Here is a 16571-nt window from a genome sequence, read left to right as displayed (position 1 = left end):
AGGACAAAGCGATTCGGGTCACTCACCGCCCGCGGAACACTATCCTTTGAGAAAATCCTTCACCGTCCGGACAAAGTCCTCTTTTGCTTCGACATGGATGTTGTGTCCGGATTCGGGGAGACGCCGCGCCCGGAGATCCTCAAAGAAATCTTCCGCATCTTCGAGATCTTCGGCTCGTACAAAATTAGATTTGCCCCCATATACGAGCAAGGTGGGAACGACAATGGGAAGGTCACCGTCTCCAAAAGGCATCCCTGCCAACTGAGGCAGGTTGCGATGCAACCCCTCAAGGTTGACCTGCCAGGCGAATCCACCCTGTTCGGATCGAGTAAGGTTGGTCAGCAAAAATTGACGAAGCGCCCAGTCCGGAACTTCTTCGGCCATCGCGGAGTCGGCAGCTTTTCGGTCGGAGAGCGACTCCAGATCGAGCGAGGCCATTGCCGCAAAGTCCTTCGCATGATGCGGCGGGTAAACCCTCGGAAAAATATCGGCAAGGACCAGTTTTCGGACGATCGATGGGCGATCCGAGGCGATTCGCATCGAGACCTTGCCCCCGAGACTGTGCCCGAGCCAGTCGGCTTCTTCAATGCCCTGCTCTTCTGCCCACTCCAGTATTCGGACGGACATCTCGTCGAAGGAAGGCTCCTCCGTCCACTCCGACTCCCCATGGTCGGGCAGATCGAGGGCGTAGACCCTTCTCTCCTCCCCGAGGGATCGGCCCGCGGTCAGCCAGTTTCTCGACGAACCGAGAAGGCCGGGCAGGATGATCAGCGGAGGATTCTCCGAACCATTTCCTTCAGAAAGGATTCGGGTATGAATTTTCCCTTTGCGATTTGGGCGGGAAGTGGAACTCTGGTGGTTTATCGCCATAGAACAGCTAACGAAATAGACACAGCCCATACATGACTGCCAAGAAGGAAACGCCGATGATGCGGCAATACCGCGAAGTTCGGGAAGGACTCCCCCCCGGCTGCCTGCTCCTCTTTCGCCTTGGTGATTTCTACGAAATGTTTGGGGAAGACGCTGTACGTGGGGCCTCGGTCCTCGGTATCACCCTGACCAAGCGCCATGATACGCAGATGGCGGGGATCCCCTTTCACGCCGCCGACAATTACATCCAGAAGGTCCTCGATGCCGGGCTCAAGGTGGCCATCGTCGACCAAACCGAAGTACCGAAGCCCGGAAAACTCGTCGAGCGCGCCCTGACCCGGATTTTGACTCCGGGAACCGTGTTAGAAGAGGACCAGCTCGATCCCCGTAGCGGTTCATGGCTCGCAGCCCTCAATTGGGACAAGAAGGGCCTTCACGCCGCTTGGGTCGATCTTTCCGCGGGGATCTTCGAGATTGCCTCAGAAGAGCGCCCAGAAGACCTCGTCAGCTGTCTGGACGCACTCTCTCCCACCGAGATCGTCGTCCCTGCCGCCATTTTCCAGCAAGATCTCCCCGAGGAAGTCGAATGGCTTCTGAAACGATCGATCGTGACCCAATTGGATCGTGAGGAAACCGAAAGTCGGGATCCGGCGGGAGAACTCTGCCAAACCTTGGGAGTTCTCTCCCTCGAAGGCTTTGGGATCGATGCGGAGCATCCGGCAGTGCCCTCTGCCGCGACCCTCATCCGCTACTCGTCGGAGATGCTTCGACGAACCCCTGGAAACCTAAATCGGCTTTCCTGGCGTCGACTCGATGAAACCGTCCGTGTCGATTCCGCGACCCTTCGCAACCTGGAGATCTTTGAAGTCACCAAGGGAGGACGATCCGGCTCCCTGATCGACTGTTTCGACCAATGCGTCACCGCTGCCGGTTCACGGCTTCTCGAACGCTGGTTTGCCAATCCGGTCCGCGACGTTCCCGAACTCCATCGGCGCCAGTCTCTGATCAGTATTTTTCATGATCGGACGATCCAGGCCTCTGACCTGCGTGCCGCTCTCCGGCAAACCCGGGACCTCAGTCGGATCCTCAGCCGTCTACAAAATCGAATTCGCAACCCACGAGAGATCGGCGGCATCCGCGATACATTGCGCCAGCTCCCCGAAATTCTCAGTGGACTCCAAATCCTTGAAGACGAGAAGGCGACCGATCTAGCCAACCGGATCGGCGAATTTGCTGAACTCAAAGAGATTCTTGAGAAAACCATGGCCGAGGAACTCCCCGGCAAATTGAACGACGGCGGAGTCATCCGCGATGGATACGACGAGGTACTCGACCGCGTCCGTTCTCTCGCCCGAAACGCCCGCACCTGGGTCGCCGAGCGCGAGCAGGAAGAGCGCGAAAAGACGGGGATCAAGAATCTCCGCATCAAGTACAACGGCAGTTTTGGCTACTTTATCGAGGTCACCAAAGCGAACGTCCATCTCGTCCCCGACGAGTATGTGCGCAAGCAGACGATGACCAATGCTGAGCGCTATTACACCGAGGACCTCAAAGAGAAAGAAAAGGAGATCCTCAACGCCGAGGACAAGGCAATCGCCCGGGAAGAAGAGATCTTTCAGGGAGTCGTCGACCGCGTCCTCACCGATGCCGACGGTTTGCGCCGGACCGCCGAAGCGTTGGCGGAGACCGACCTCCTCATTGCCTGGGCGGACCTCTCCCGGATGCGCGGCTACGTTCGCCCGGAGATTGACGACAGCCTCGAGATCGACATCGAGAACGGACGCCACCCCGTCATCGAAGAGTCGCTACGTTCTTCTCCTGAAGGCATCGCCGGAGCCGACAGCTTTGTCCCGAACAGCTGCGCCCTCTCCTCCGAGAGCCATCAAATCGCCGTCCTCACCGGGCCAAACATGGCGGGGAAATCGACCTACATTCGTCAGGTTGCCCTCATCGCTTTTCTCGCGCACACTGGATGTTGGGTCCCCGCCGACCGCTGCCGAATCGGCTGGATTGACCGGATCTTCTCCCGCGTTGGTGCCAGCGATGAACTGGCTCGCGGCCATTCGACTTTCATGGTCGAGATGAATGAGACCGCCAATATTCTCAACAACTCCAGCGAGCGTTCACTTATTATTCTCGACGAGATTGGCCGGGGCACCAGCACTTACGATGGCCTTTCCATTGCCTGGGCCGTGATTGAAAACCTGCACGGCCAAGGTCCCCGCGGACCACGGACCCTCTTCGCCACTCACTACCATGAGCTCACGCGGCTCGAGGACAGCCTACCCCGCCTCCGGAATTTCTCGGTTTCGGTCAAGGAGTGGAACGACCAAATCGTTTTCATGCGACAAGTCATCCCGGGTGCCGCTGATCGCTCGTACGGGATCCAAGTCGCCCGTCTGGCAGGGATTCCTGTCCCGGTCATAGACCGCGCAAAAGAAATTCTTGAAGCTCTTGAGGGAGGCAGCACCGCGACAAACGCCCCGCAGCAAAGTAACGTTCCGACGAAGAAAAAGAAGCCCGTGAAAGAGAGCGATCAGCTCAGCCTTTTCTAGAGCGGGTCTATTCCCGAGGCGGAGCTTGGACTGGGATCGAGTAACCGATCTCTGTGAGGCAGCGAACGTTTGCTGAAGCTGCACGGTACCGGGAGAACGATGTCAAACAAAGTAGCGAGAGCTTCCAGCTCTCGATTATCAAAACGCCCGCTTCGGACAACACGCACCCCATCCGAGGAAAGACTCACTTCAACACGAAAACTCTTTAAGATCTCACACCGTTCTCGGCCGACTCGGCGGAACGACTAAAGTCGATCCGGAACGCTTGAGAACCGCCCCTCGGCCCGCAATCGCCCGGAAACAACCAGAACGCTGCCAAACAAAGTAGCGAGAGCTTCCAGCTCTCGATTTCCAGAACGCCCGCTTCGGACAACACGCACCCGATCCTTTGACAAACTCACTTCAACACGGAAACTCGATAAAACCTCACACCGTTCTCAGCGGAACGACTAAAGTCGATCCGGAACGTTTGAGAACCGCCCCCCGGCCCGCAATCGCCCGGAAACAACCAGAACACTGCCAAACAAAGTAGCGAGAGCTTCCAGCTCTCGATTACCAAAACGCTCGTTTCGGACAACGCGCACCCCTTCCGCCGACAGACTCACTTCAACGCGGAAACTCTTTAAGATCTCACACCGTTTTCGGCCGACTCGGCGGAACGACTAAAGTCGATCCGGAACGTTTGAGAACCGCCCCTCTGCCCGCAATCGCCCGGAAACAACAAGAACGCTGTCAAAAAAAGTAGCGAGAGCTTCCAGCTCTCGATTACCAAAACGCTCGTTTCGGACAACTCGCACCCCTTCCGCCGACAGACTCACTTCAACACGAAAACTCGATAAAGCTTCACACCATTCTCGGCCGACACGGCGGAACGACTAAAGTCGATCCGGAACATTTGAGAACCGCCCCTCTGCCCGCAATCGCCCGGAAACAACGAGAACGCTGCCAAACAAAGTAGCGAGAGCTTCCAGCTCTCGATTATCAAAACGCCCGCTTCGGACAAAACGCACCCCATCCGAGGAAAGACTCACTTCAACGCGGAAACTCTTTAAGATCTCACACCGTTCTCGGCCGACTCGGCGGAACGACTAAAGTCGATCCGGAACATTTGAGAACCGCCCCTCGGCCCGCAATCGCCCGGAAACAACCAGAACGCTGCCAAACAAAGTAGCGAGAGCTTCCAGCTCTCGATTAACAAAACGCACCCCTTTCGCCGGCAGACTCACTTCAACACGGAAACTCTATACCCGATTAGAAATTCGAGGGAGTCTCCCCTTCCTTCAAAGGCGTAAAGATGAACTCCAGGGTCATTCCCGGCCGGAAGCGGTCGATACTGAAATGCCAATCTCCGTTTTTCTTCGAAACCAAATCGGGCGGAGGTTGGCCCACCGCCTTCGGCCAGATGAGAACCTTTTCAATGGAACCACCGAATCCGATGGAGAAAGGGAACTGGTGAAATTCGGTATAGGAACCGTTACTGATCCGGAGCCGGAGACGGTCGTTCGGAAGAAATTCTTCATCCATAACCACTGAATTCCGATCGGAGCGCCAGTTGACAATTTCCCTCGGGAAGGCTTTCCACAGCTCCTTCTGATCATCGAGCCCCGTGAACTTTAGGGGCGTTTTCAGCTCCAGAAAATCCTCTGCAGGCAAGACGACAAAGAAACAGTCGGTCGGGGAGATTTGTTCGGGGAGCTTCTCTCGGAATGGCGCCAGTGAAAGGACTTCAGGAGCTTCGAAGGGGCCCTTCCTACGGACCGAGGCAAAAATTTCCGGATACTCCTCAATGCCATCAGTCGGCGGCGAGAGAAGGTAGACGAAACCTGCGTCGAGAGCGATGGAAGCCATATCACGTGGCCGCATTCCGTCGACCATGACCCCAGACAAGGTTGTATTCAGGGTCTTTTCCACCCGGGCTTTTAACGATCTCAGTTTTGCCCCCATTTCTTCAAATTCATTGGACTTCAGAAATGCAGGATCGAGATGAAGGATCCACTCAACATCCAGCTGATCTACCCCCGGGAGGTCAACAAGCTGATTCGCTTGTTGTGGACTCACCAACACCCCAATCGGCTGCTCGGTTTTCTGAATTTTAGACAACAGCCGCAGTGGTGATTTCTCTGGAAACTCGACGACAAGACCCAGCGCACCTTTCTTTTTCTCCGGCCATGTAGAAGTCGTTACGCGCGGTCGATCTGCAAGCCAGACCATCATGTTCACAAAAAGCTCACGGAAAGCTCTTTCAGCCGTTTCATCGCCACTTGGGGCCGCAGCGATTCGCACACCGGACCAGACGATTTCACCTTTCAGATAGGGCCCGTAACAGATTGCCACCAGTTCGTCATAGGTCTCGTCCCTCCGATAATACGGAGCTTTGGCCACGATATTCATTCGGCTTCCAATTGGACGAATGACCAGCACCTCGTTGTAAGACGGGATCACGAGACTTCGCCGAGGGGTCCAACGCAAGGAAACCGGAAGATCGCGATTGAGAGAAAGGCGGGCTGGACCTTTGGGGCTCGGATTCGCGTTTCCCACAAAACGGGCACCGACAATATCTCCGAAAACCGGCTCATCCCGCCAATCGCCATCCTCGAATCGGGATCCCACCGTTCCCGTCATGAACAATCGGCCACCATTGCCGACATACTCCTTGATCACCCGTGCTTCGTAATCGCTAAGGCAGGCGGTGAAGGGCAAGATCACAATATCGTAATCGCTGATGTTCTCGATCTTGAGAAAGGGGTCATAGGCGAGCCCCATATTCTCCAGAAAATCCTTCCATGAGCTCAGCACACTTCCGTAGTCGAAGCGCATCTGGCGGTAGTGCATTCGTGTGGCCGCCGAATCGTATACCCCCACGCGAATTTCATTCTCGTAAAGCTGGACTTCGGCGAGCTGGGGAATCACGACCTCTAGATCGGTAGGGACTCGATCATTCGTTTCGAGGATAAGGTACCAGTAGTTCCATACGCAAAAGCCCAGGATCAGAATCCCAGCCAGAAACGTGCCTTTGAAACCCGCCTGAGACGGTATCAAATCCGATGTGCGCCGAGGGGCCGTCATCGTTAAGCTGCCTTTTTCTCCTCGATTCTCTTCTGCCGTTTCTTGCGGTTGATCGCCAAAAAGTAGGCGAAGACCGCGAAGACACAGGAAACTGCGACGCCGCCGAAAATAATCAGCGACATGATGTTGATGAAATCACGTAGTTCGAAAGGAATCATGATACGGGAACCTCCTTGGTGTTGCCACCCGAACCGGTGCGTTCGAGTTTACCCCAGCCCATTTTGATCTGGAAAACCTCCTCAAAGGACGAGAGGAGCTTACAAACATCCATGATCACGAGGAAAAACAAGCGGTAGAAAAGAATGTGAATGACCAAGCGGGCGGTCTCTCGCTCGCTGGCAATACAAACCAGAGCCAAGCCCATATCCAAGAGCGTAAAGTGGATCCACCAAAAGACCAGATAGGTCACGAGACCGAACTCAAGGATTAGATAAAAGACGCAGGCGTGTGCCAAGAGGTTAGCGACCGGCCAAATCACGCCGTCGAAAAACATATTGATAAGCACAAACCAGAGTCGGATGCCACCCCGCCCCGTGAATCCATGCTTATGCTTACGCAGCGCCTGTAAAACCCCTCGTGTCCAACGGTAGCGCTGTTTGATAAAGGGCTTGAGCTTCTCAGGGGCCTCCGTCCTGACCACGGAGTTGATTTCGTCGACGATGCGCCAGCCCGAAGCGAGGAGACGAAGACTCAAGTCACAATCCTCCGCGAAGGTATCGTCGGTGTATAATCCTACCTGCTCAATCGCACTCCTCCGGAAGAGACCAAACGGCCCGGGGACAATACCGACACAACGGAAGAGGCCCTGAATACGCCGCATCAGATTCTGCCCGATGATGTACTCGAGGGCTTGGAGATTGGTGAGAATTTTGTGCCGGTTCAGCACTTTCACGTTCCCCGCAACGGCCGCGACGCGGGGATCTTTCATATGCCGCACCGCATAGTTCAGCGAATCGGGATCCAGACGACTGTCGGCATCCACACAAAGTAGAAACTCAGATTTGGCGACCCGGATGCCATAGTTCAAGGCATTCCCTTTTCCGCCATTGGGTATCTTGTGCACCTGAACCCGGCCGGCCGCGTCCTCATCGGCAACTTGCTGGGCCATTTCCGTGGTTTTATCTGTCGAGCCATCGTCTACCACGACAATTTCAAAGGAGGAATAATCCATCCGCAAATGGGAACGGATCGCTTCGGCAATCACCTTTTCTTCATTATAGGCTGGTACGATGATGGAAACCTTCGGCTGGTTTCGACCCTCCCAACGCGGACTCTTGTCATCGGAGGCCAGACCGCGCCGATAAACAAAGAGGTGAACCATCGCAAAAAAAGCGAAAAACAGCACCCGCAAGATCAACACGGACACGAAAATAATAACGAAGCTGAAAGCGGCCGTAGCCAACCACTTCGAGACCGTATGATCGGTGCGCTCAATAAGCAGCCACACCGCCAGCCCAGCTACCGCCATGAAGAGCAGTATGGCCAGCAGTAAGGAGAGACGAATAAACCAAGACTTCATGGTTTTTAGAACAGGATCTCCACTTCGGCGCGACCGCTGATTGACCGGATGTCTCCCTGTTGAAATGTCGATTGGCCGTAGTCCAGCCGGAGGCTACCACGAGCCGAATCGGAAATCTGGTGATATAGGTATCCGCCTACGGCGATATCAAACTCTTCGACCTGCTCGATCCAGATGGCAGACGCGGAGACTCCCCCATCGGTATCTTCGTTAAAATGGTGATCAAGTCTCCCAGTGAGGCCAATCCCGTAATAATCGGACGGCGAAAAGTAATTCAGAGACTGAAATCTGTAATTGGTATAAAGGCCACGAACCCCAAGCTTCAAGGAATCCTCTGCCGACTCATAGGTGCGGTTCATCAAGGTCAACAAGCCTCGCGAGCGATAATTATCGTCGGAAAACCATCCAGTCTCCCCGTAGCCCTCAACCTGCCAACGCTCCCAGACTTCGTCTCCAATCGTCTGATAAATGACCTGCCCGAAAAAGTCGTTCATGCGCACTTCATCCAGAAGCGCACTCAAATTGTAATGGTCGTCTACGGCCTCCTTCCGACGAAATCCGAAGACCGCATTTACTTGATCACCGGCGTAACCGAGTGCCAACTGACCGACGGGGGTCCAATCCACCTTGTTGTAGAAATTGGCTCCCAGCGAGAGAAGATAGGACCACGGGCGTTCGATGGGGCCACTCACCGACACCATAACATCCGTACCCGCAACGCTGTTCGTGTTGTTCGACAACTCGGGATTCTGGGTAGAAACCGGTTGATTGTAGTAGAGCGCGTCTACTTCCAAGTCGACTCGATGCTGAATGCCCGAAAAGACATTCCGAAGCCCAAGCCCCAAGAAAAAGTGATCAAAATCCGAGGACCAATCGCGAATAAATCCAAGGCCTCCGTAAAACTCAGGAGAAAAGGCATTCTTAATTTCCTCAAGACCTTGAAGTGCCACAGGATCATTGGGATTCTCCTCCAAAGCCCGTCGATAGGCCGCGCTCGCTTCAACGTAATCCCCTTCGAAACGGTAAACATCGCCTCGCAATGTGGACACTTCGGCATCGGGTCCAAAAATTTCGGCTACCGCGTCGAGGGTTTCGCCCGCCTCAACCACGGAATCGGAGTCATAGGTCTGATAACGCGCTAGCTGCAAGCGAATCTCACGGTCGTCGGGCTTCAACTCGATAGCCCGCTCAGTCTCTTCCATTGCTTGCTCGGTTTCTCCGATTTGAGCATAGGAATCGGCGGCCTCGAGGCGGATCGTGACTTCATCAGGAGTCTCGGCCAGAAAACGCTCGAAAAAGTCAGCCGCCATCACCTGATTCTCGGTTGCGACCCCTTGGGCTTCCAAGGCTTGGATTTGTGCCAATTTTTGTCGGGTAAGTTCCATTTCCTGGAAATGAAGCTCATAGAAGGTAACCGCCTCCTCGTAGTTCCCGGCTATTTTTTCTTTCCGTGCCGTCTGCAACGCGCGTGTCTGAAGCAAAACCTGAAAATATCCCTCGGTCGCTCTTTCGCTAGCGCCTCCATATTGAATGGCCTTCAAGTAGGCTTCGCCGGCCTCTTCGTAATCGCCTCGGTAACGATAAAGATCTCCCAGATTCAGATAGGCCTGAGCCATATCCGGGTATTCGACCAGAAGATCCTGAAAGGCTATCACCGCCTCGTCCTGCGTTTCCTCGTCATACGAAAGCCAGGTCGCCTGTTTCAAGAGGAGTTCCTTGCGGGTTTCGTCGTCGGGTGCCTTCCGAATGGCTTCAACGAGGAGCGCCTGGCCACGCTCGTGATCGCCGGAATCATAGACCATCTGCGCAAGCTCATGTAAAGCGAGCGAGTCCTCAGGCACCGCCTGAAGATAACGAATGTAGTATTCTTGCGATTCCTCTTCGTTCCCCGAAAACCGTTTCAATCGAGCGATTTGGAGCAACCCTACAGAATTTGTGGGATCGAGATCCTCTTCGATCTTCACCAGACTCTGGTCAAATATCTCACGCGCCTCGGCGTTGTCGGGCTCCTCATTGAGGATCGGAATCACCTGATTCGCCGCATCGACTGGCTGATCCAGTAGCACCAGTAGTTCTCCAAACTCGAGCCGTGCCTCAAGATCATCCGGATACTCCGCCAAGTATGCCCGATAGACCCGCGCACTCTCCAAATACACTTCGTTCAAGCGCAGTTCCCGGGCACGAATCAAAAGCGCCGGGTCATTTTCTTGTCCAGACACGACATACCCGATCGCAAACAAAGTTGGAATTGCGACGAGAATCGTGATCCGGGTGAAAAGTCGAGAAACCATGGAAAGAGCTCAGAAGGGATAGCGGAATGAATAGCCCTGAATTTTACAAGGTTTTAACGTAATGAATCAGAACTTTCAGAGATTCGTCACGCTGGCGGAGCAGTTCAGAGCTGAATAAAGATCATCTCCAATTCTCTCAGAAATCAACCCTGTTCCGAATTCAAAATGTGGAGCTAAGGACCTTACCCGCTCCTCGTGCCGTGACCTGAATGCTCCTCCTATGCCTCGAGAACGACGACCCACGCTTTCCAAGGCCCTTTCGTTCGTCCGGTGGTCGCATTCCAGAACCACTCGGAGATATCGGTTCCAGTCCAGCCATCGCTCCCCTCGATCCTCTGACGCACCTCCAGGCGGGAGCCATCGCGCGACGCATAAAACCGCCGCCAATTCCTTTCATAGGGGTCTTTCCAGAGCGGTGCCGTTTCGATCTTCCATCCGTCTCCGCGAAAACAATCCTCGGCAGAATGCAAGCGGCGGGTCGGCCGGCGAATCTCACGGATCAGAACCATTCCTTCCTGACTGTGATAGAGCTGAGCCTGCAACCCACCCTCTTGAAACGCCCGGTCCAAGACGAGACCGCCAAACTCGGAGGGAATGGCAATCTGCTCAACCTTAGCCAATCGGGCGTTCGACGCGTCCTCCTTTTGGAGGAAAGGGGCTCCATATGTCGCTCCAATCACGCCGAACACGAAGATCCAAACAAATGGTGAAACGAATGTCCCCCGACCCAAGAACCATTCTTGTTCGAACTTCGGTTCCCCTCCCCGCGCAATCCCGCGAATTGCCAGAAAGATTCCGAATAGCGCCGCCCCGAACAGAATCAGACCGGCAATCTCATGGCTTCTGGCGCTCCCCCAACCGCGCCATTCGAGAAGAAAGAGAACCGTGACCCTCAAAGCATTGGAAAGGAAAAGGATCAGGCCTGACAACAAGGAGCCAACCAGTACCCGCTGGGCCGCTAATCGATATTGGGCCATGAGGCATCCGGCAAAGAACCAACCGAACCACAGATACTTCAGTCCACTGCAGGGACGATCGATGACAATCTCATGCCCCTCGACCAACATGCGGATCCCACTCAAGGATACGGGGACCCCGACGGCCCGAAGACCCTCAGTTCCCACCCAGCCACATGCATAACGCATGGGAAAGCCGAGGTAGAAGTCGAGGCTAGCGAGAATCGGGAGACTGAGAAAGCCCAGAACGACCGCTCCCCGAGGCATACCCCGGATAATCGCGGACGTCGAAATCATCCCAACGAGCAGGGCCGCCCGAAGGAGTGCTGGCCACTCCGGGCCGAAGAGGATGATCGCAATCACCAGAATCCACAGCAGAGCCTCCACCCCACTTGGAAATGTATTCGCGACGAAATCCCGCCGAAAACGTTTCCAGGGAAGAAACCACAACCACACTCCGAGGGCGAGAATCCCGTAGGGCTCGTCCGCACCGTCCAGCATGCGCGCAACATACCAGCGGGCGGACGGCAGGCTGAGAGTCAACAACGCTAAGAGAAACAGGAGACTCCCCCAGGGAATCTGTCTCCTCATTGCGCATCCTTCTTGCGGGAACTCCAGAACAATACCGCCAGCGCTCCCAATACCAATAGGACTAATCCTACGGTTTCGGGCTCGGGTGAAGCGGGGATACCGGCCCCGACCGCGAGAGAGCTCACTCCAGCGGGAAGCGGAACGGGTTGCTTAACCGTAGCCAGATCCTCTTCCTGCCGGGCAATGACCTCTTCTACCGCAACAAAAGATGTGTAGCGAGTAAGCAGCCGGTAGCGCAGACCCAGCTCAACAATCTGGCTTCGGACCGATCCTTCGTCCCCGAAGAGCAGTGAATCCGTCAGAGCCTGAACTTTTTCCCGCGCCCACAGAATCCCGATCGAACCCACGGAAGGTTGGTTTCCATTACCGAGTTCGACGGTTTGCTCAAAGTCGTCAGAGCCCGCTTTCCCAGTTACAGTCAGGCGACCGCCCCACTCACCTTCGAAGCGACCGATAACTCGAACCGGCTTATCCAGAAAGAGGTCCGGTTGCCGCTCCGGAAGCATTTCTTTTACCTCCAAGCCTTCCCAATCCAATGAGATCTGAGTCAGCACCGGATTCCGCACCATTTTGATCAATTGAGCACCGACCTCCTTTCCTTCTCGAATATTGGTCGCGACAAACTCATCGCCGCCTCCCGCTCGGGCCATTCCCTCAATCAAATGCCGATTCACTGAGGAACCAATGCCAAGGGCGAAGAGATTGGCTTCCCCGAGCGAGTTCCGGATGAGTTCAAACGCCTCCCGCTCCACAACCACGTATCCATCCGTGATGACAACGACCGTTCGAGAAGTGCCCTCATCCCGCGGCAGCTGTAAGACCCTCTTAAGGGCTGGAAGCAGGTTGGTCCCTCCCATGCCGCTAAGCCCATCGATCCATTCCAAGGCCCTCTGTTTCGAAGAAGGACTCACTTTTGCAGAAACCCTCTCGGAGAACACTTCGGAACTTCCGGCAAATGCGACGATATTGAAAGAGTCGCCAGATCCCAGATCCTCGATCAGTCCGCCCATTACTTGCTTTGCGATGGTGAGAGGAAACCCTTCCATCGAACCCGAAACATCGAGCAAGAACAAATATTCGCGCGGCATTGCCACCCCCGAAGCCTGGCGTGCAGGTGGCTCCAGATTGACGAGGAAGTAGCCGCCGTCCTCAGTTTTCGTCAGCAGAATCCCCACTTCCGGTTCCTCATCAGCCAACGAGTAACGGAGGATAAAGTCTCGATCATCCGATCGCAGGGGTGCGGGGGTCAGCTCGAGAACAGCATGGTCCGCCTCCCGATAATCGATGTCCACCTTGTGGCTTGGAGAGCCGATTCTTCGGATCGTCTGGCCAGGAGTCAGATCGACCGACAAGCGGAACTCTGGGGCCGCAACCTCGGTCTCCGGTGAGAGAAAGGGAGAGTGCACCCATTCCGTTGAGTTTCCTGCCTGTGCTTCCGGGTCTCCGACATAGCGCGGACCGACCACCGTGGGATAGACAAACTCGTAGTCCCCGTTCTCACGGGGTAACGTTTCGGTATAGACTAGCTGCACCGAAACCACATCGGCGGGAAGGATGTTGGCAACCTTCATCTGAAACACGTTCGGACGGTGCTGCTCGAGGAGAACGGTTCGCTTGCCCTCGGTTTTCGCGGCTTCATAGGTGCGACGAGCCTCCTCCTTTTCCTGGATCTCCGCGGAAATCACCCGTTCTCCAATCGTAAAACGGAGATCGTTCACCGCAGCCCGCGTCGATCCCGGAAAAATGTAGGACGCCTCAATCGGGACCGTTCCTTCATTGCGGTAGACCTGACTCACCGTGACCGTGGCCAACATCCCCTCGATCTTCACTTGAACATCGGTCGATTTAAGCGGCAACGCATCAACTCCTTCCTTCATCGAAGGCGTCCAAAAATAGGGCACTTCGGTGCGGTCTGTAGAAGACTCCCCAGGGGAGTTCGCTCGCGCGGAACCCATGAGGAGAAGCCCACCGAAGCCTGCAGAGAGAAGGATAAGAATGTTTTTGGTTTTCATCTCCCTCATTCTTCAAGATCCAGATGGAGGGAATGTGGAGGTCTTGTGGAAAGACGATGAATTCTCTCCGATTCCGGGGTAACCCGAGGGACTTCGCCAGGCAATTACAGCCATTCTTTGAGAAAGCCACGGAGGGGTTCAGGGACGCGCGGTGCTTTTATGTCTGCAGAAGCCTTGGCGAAAGTCGGAAGCCTGCGTTTTCGGTATTTTCCTTTGCTACCGCCCGCAGGCGGAAGCGCTGCGCTCCCAGAAGACCGGGCAAAATAGGATCGTTTCGTTCCAAAACCCGTCACGCTTTTGTTAACCGATTCCGACTCGGATTGGCCCATTTAGAGTTGCCTCCCGCCTCACCAACACGAAGCATCTCCTCTGATGAGAAAAGCTATCCCCTTCTTCGCTTGCGTACTCCTTATCCTCAATGCCTGCACAAAAGAGCAGGACACGGCAGGACTTCTCCCCAAGGAGGATCGGGCTCCGCAGTTTGACGCAGTTTCCGAGTTTCTGGATCTCGGTGGAGTTTTTTATGCTTACATGGATCTCACCCATGAGACCGAAAAGTTGGGCAAGACCCTGACCGAGATCGCCAACAAGGTGAAGAGCGAGGTGCCTGACGTTCCCCCACTTCCACTCAATTTCGAGAAGATGCTGTCCGCAGCTGGCTTCAGTGGCCTCGACGCCATCGGACTCAGCTCCCGGGAGATTGGAGACGGGATGTTCCACAACCGCTCGATTCTCTATTTCCCTGAAGGTCCCACCGGTTTTTTCCAGTTCTTCGGCGATGCCCCCCATCCTTTCGATTCACTTGATCTGGCCCCTTCCACCTCCGATCTCGTGATGGAGATGAGTTACCGCCCTGAAACCTTGCGCGACACCATCCTCGGAATTGGGGACGCAGTCGCTGGTCCTTTCGGCCGTGGAATGATCGCTGCATGGCTACAATCTCCCGTTCCGGAGATGGGTAATCGCACCGTGAACCAGGTCATTGAAGCCTCGGGAAATCGCGGGATCCTCATTCTCGATTTCGACTCCGAGAATCTCCTCCCGTTCGGATTCTATGGGAGCCTTCCTCACACCGATGCCCTGATTGTTCTCGACGGAGTCACGGACCTATTCGAGTCGCTCAAGCCCGCTCTCCAAGGCCAGCCCCAAGTTGAATGGAAGGATACCGACAACGGATTCGAGCTGCGCGCCACAGAGCAGTTCCCGGCACCATTCGATTACATCCAGCCCGTGATCGTCGCCGATACGCAAACCAAACGGCTCTTTCTTGCCTCCAGTCAGACCTACTTGGACGCATGTCTGCAGAACAAGGATAAGCTGAAAGACACCGATGCCTTCCGGAAGGCCGCCAATCAGCTCCCCTCGGACGGCGTCTTTTTCTCCTACGTGACTCCCGAATACACCCAGGCGTTTCGAGATATGATGACTTCTTCGATGGACAGTAATCCCGCAATGGAGCCCGCCTTTCTCGATATCATCAAGCTCCTCATTCCCGATATGCCAAATCCGGCAGCCTCGGTCACTACGGTCGGTCCGGAAGGTCTCTATACCGCTTCCAATATGAGTTACTCCCATCGCACCACCATGGCTCAACTCGCAATCCAACCCGTCGTCTTTGCGGTGGGAATGACCTCTGCGATGGCCGTTCCTGCCTTTCAAAAGGTACGGGCCACCAGCCAGGAAAAAGCCATTCTCAATAATCTCCGACAAGTCAGTGCGGCCGGCCAGCAGTATATGCTGGAAAACGGTGTAACCGAAGCACCCTATTCCGTGATCGTCGGCGAATACTTTTCTCCACTACCCTCGGTAGCGGGCGAAGACTACTCGCAGCTGGTCGTTACTGCCGATGATCAACCACTCGTGGTCACCACCGTCACCGGACTGACGGTACAGTATCCACCGGCTCCAGACGTTCCCGCAACTTCGGGCATGTTTCCTCAGAGCAACAGCTATGGTTACCCTTCGAGCATGTCCGCCCAAGCCGAGCAGAAAACGATTATGAACAACCTCCGCCAGATCGCCTCTGGAGGCCAGCAATACATTCTCGAGGAAGGCGTAACCGAAGCCACCTACGATGACATTGTGCCAACCTACGTAAGATCGGTCGTTCCGGTTGATGGCGAAGATTACACCCAACTGACCGTAACCATGGGCGGAACTCTGAGCGTCACCACCGATTCCGGTGAGACGGTCGAATTCAGCTATTAGTCCGGATAGAAATCGATAAGTGCGGCGGGGGATGGTATCTGCACCGACTGCTCGTAGAAATATCCGGATACAGAAGTAGTTCCGCCAAGGATCATCTCCCCCAACAAGGACCGGCTGCTTTCGCTGCCGATTCCCGCCTTACGGGGGCCGCTCCTACGGGTGAAAGAGCTGGAAGCTCTCACTACTTTGACCTTTGCCGTGGCAGTACTTTTTCGGATGTGGTGCGAGGGCACTTGACGGCCCATGGTCGCGACGAATCCTTCCAAGGACCGGCTGCTTTAGCTGCCGATTCCCACGTCACGGGGGCCGCTCCTACGCATGAGAGAGCTGGAAGCTCTCACTACTTTGACCTTTGCCGTGGCAGTACTTTTTCGGATGTGGTGCGAGGGCACTTGACGGCCCATGGTCGCGACGGAACCTTCCAAGGACCGGCTGCTTTAGCTGCCGATTCCCACGTTACAGGGACCGCTCCTACGTACGAGAGAGCTGGAAGCTCTCACTAC

At 55.2% G+C, this 16571-nt stretch carries 10 protein-coding genes; 3 read left to right on the top strand and 7 right to left on the bottom strand.

Features of this window, described 5'->3' with window-relative positions; genetic code table 11:
* Nucleotides 1-39: 39 nt before the first annotated feature.
* The gene (locus H5P30_RS02010) at nt 40-870 is read right to left on the bottom strand and encodes an alpha/beta fold hydrolase (protein WP_185691297.1); all 831 of its coding nucleotides are present in this window, start codon (nt 868-870) and stop codon (nt 40-42) included.
* A 32-nt stretch (nt 871-902) separates the two neighbouring features.
* Between H5P30_RS02010 and mutS the strand changes: the two genes are divergently transcribed.
* Nucleotides 903-3425: a DNA mismatch repair protein MutS gene (gene mutS / locus H5P30_RS02005; protein WP_185691296.1), complete on the top strand. Its 2523-nt coding sequence runs from the start codon at nt 903-905 to the stop codon at nt 3423-3425.
* Between the two features lie 1251 nt (nt 3426-4676).
* Here the strand turns inward: mutS and H5P30_RS02000 are convergent.
* From H5P30_RS02000 to H5P30_RS01975, 6 genes are all read right to left on the bottom strand, one after another.
* Nucleotides 4677-6335: a beta-galactosidase trimerization domain-containing protein gene (locus tag H5P30_RS02000; RefSeq protein ID WP_185691295.1), complete on the bottom strand. Its 1659-nt coding sequence runs from the start codon at nt 6333-6335 to the stop codon at nt 4677-4679.
* A 158-nt stretch (nt 6336-6493) separates the two neighbouring features.
* Entirely contained in the window at nt 6494-6649 is a 156-nt protein-coding gene (locus H5P30_RS01995; protein WP_185691294.1) for a hypothetical protein, read from the bottom strand.
* Complete coding sequence (locus tag H5P30_RS01990) at nt 6646-8010, bottom strand: glycosyltransferase family 2 protein (protein WP_185691293.1); 1365 nt, start codon at nt 8008-8010, stop codon at nt 6646-6648. The genes H5P30_RS01995 and H5P30_RS01990 overlap by 4 nt, the downstream gene beginning before the upstream one ends.
* Before the next feature lie 5 nt (nt 8011-8015).
* Entirely contained in the window at nt 8016-10301 is a 2286-nt protein-coding gene (locus tag H5P30_RS01985) for a tetratricopeptide repeat protein (RefSeq protein ID WP_185691292.1), read from the bottom strand.
* Between the two features lie 218 nt (nt 10302-10519).
* Complete coding sequence (locus H5P30_RS01980; RefSeq protein ID WP_185691291.1) at nt 10520-11848, bottom strand: exosortase/archaeosortase family protein; 1329 nt, start codon at nt 11846-11848, stop codon at nt 10520-10522.
* Nucleotides 11845-13860, bottom strand: a complete 2016-nt coding sequence (locus tag H5P30_RS01975) for a VIT domain-containing protein (RefSeq protein ID WP_185691290.1) — start codon at nt 13858-13860, stop codon at nt 11845-11847. Before H5P30_RS01975 ends, H5P30_RS01980 begins: the two co-directional genes overlap by 4 nt.
* A 372-nt stretch (nt 13861-14232) precedes the next feature.
* Here H5P30_RS01975 and H5P30_RS01970 point away from each other — a divergent pair, with 372 nt between their 5' ends.
* Nucleotides 14233-16068 carry a hypothetical protein gene (locus tag H5P30_RS01970; RefSeq protein WP_185691289.1) on the top strand — a complete coding sequence of 612 codons (1836 nt, stop codon included), beginning with the start codon at nt 14233-14235 and terminating at the stop codon, nt 16066-16068.
* A gap of 221 nt (nt 16069-16289) precedes the next feature.
* Nucleotides 16290-16571 (top strand): hypothetical protein (locus H5P30_RS21845; RefSeq protein ID WP_221774255.1); only part of this gene is annotated, 282 nt, incomplete at its 3' end.

It is taken from the genome of Puniceicoccus vermicola, assembly GCF_014230055.1.
Classification (GTDB): Bacteria; Verrucomicrobiota; Verrucomicrobiia; order Opitutales; family Puniceicoccaceae; genus Puniceicoccus; species Puniceicoccus vermicola.
The sequence above is the reverse complement of the archived record's forward strand: the minus strand, read 5'-3'. Positions and strand labels throughout refer to the sequence as shown.

Excerpts from the sequence above, each read along its gene's own strand:
- H5P30_RS02010 (WP_185691297.1), bottom strand. The coding sequence starts at position 870 with ATGGCGATAAACCACCAGAGTTCCACTTCCCGCCCAAATCGCAAAGGG.
- mutS (WP_185691296.1), top strand. The coding sequence starts at position 903 with ATGACTGCCAAGAAGGAAACGCCGATGATGCGGCAATACCGCGAAGTT.
- H5P30_RS01995 (WP_185691294.1), bottom strand. The coding sequence starts at position 6,649 with ATGATTCCTTTCGAACTACGTGATTTCATCAACATCATGTCGCTGATT.
- H5P30_RS01990 (WP_185691293.1), bottom strand. The coding sequence starts at position 8,010 with ATGAAGTCTTGGTTTATTCGTCTCTCCTTACTGCTGGCCATACTGCTC.
- H5P30_RS01985 (WP_185691292.1), bottom strand. The coding sequence starts at position 10,301 with ATGGTTTCTCGACTTTTCACCCGGATCACGATTCTCGTCGCAATTCCA.
- H5P30_RS01980 (WP_185691291.1), bottom strand. The coding sequence starts at position 11,848 with ATGAGGAGACAGATTCCCTGGGGGAGTCTCCTGTTTCTCTTAGCGTTG.
- H5P30_RS01975 (WP_185691290.1), bottom strand. The coding sequence starts at position 13,860 with ATGAAAACCAAAAACATTCTTATCCTTCTCTCTGCAGGCTTCGGTGGG.
- H5P30_RS01970 (WP_185691289.1), top strand. The coding sequence starts at position 14,233 with ATGAGAAAAGCTATCCCCTTCTTCGCTTGCGTACTCCTTATCCTCAAT.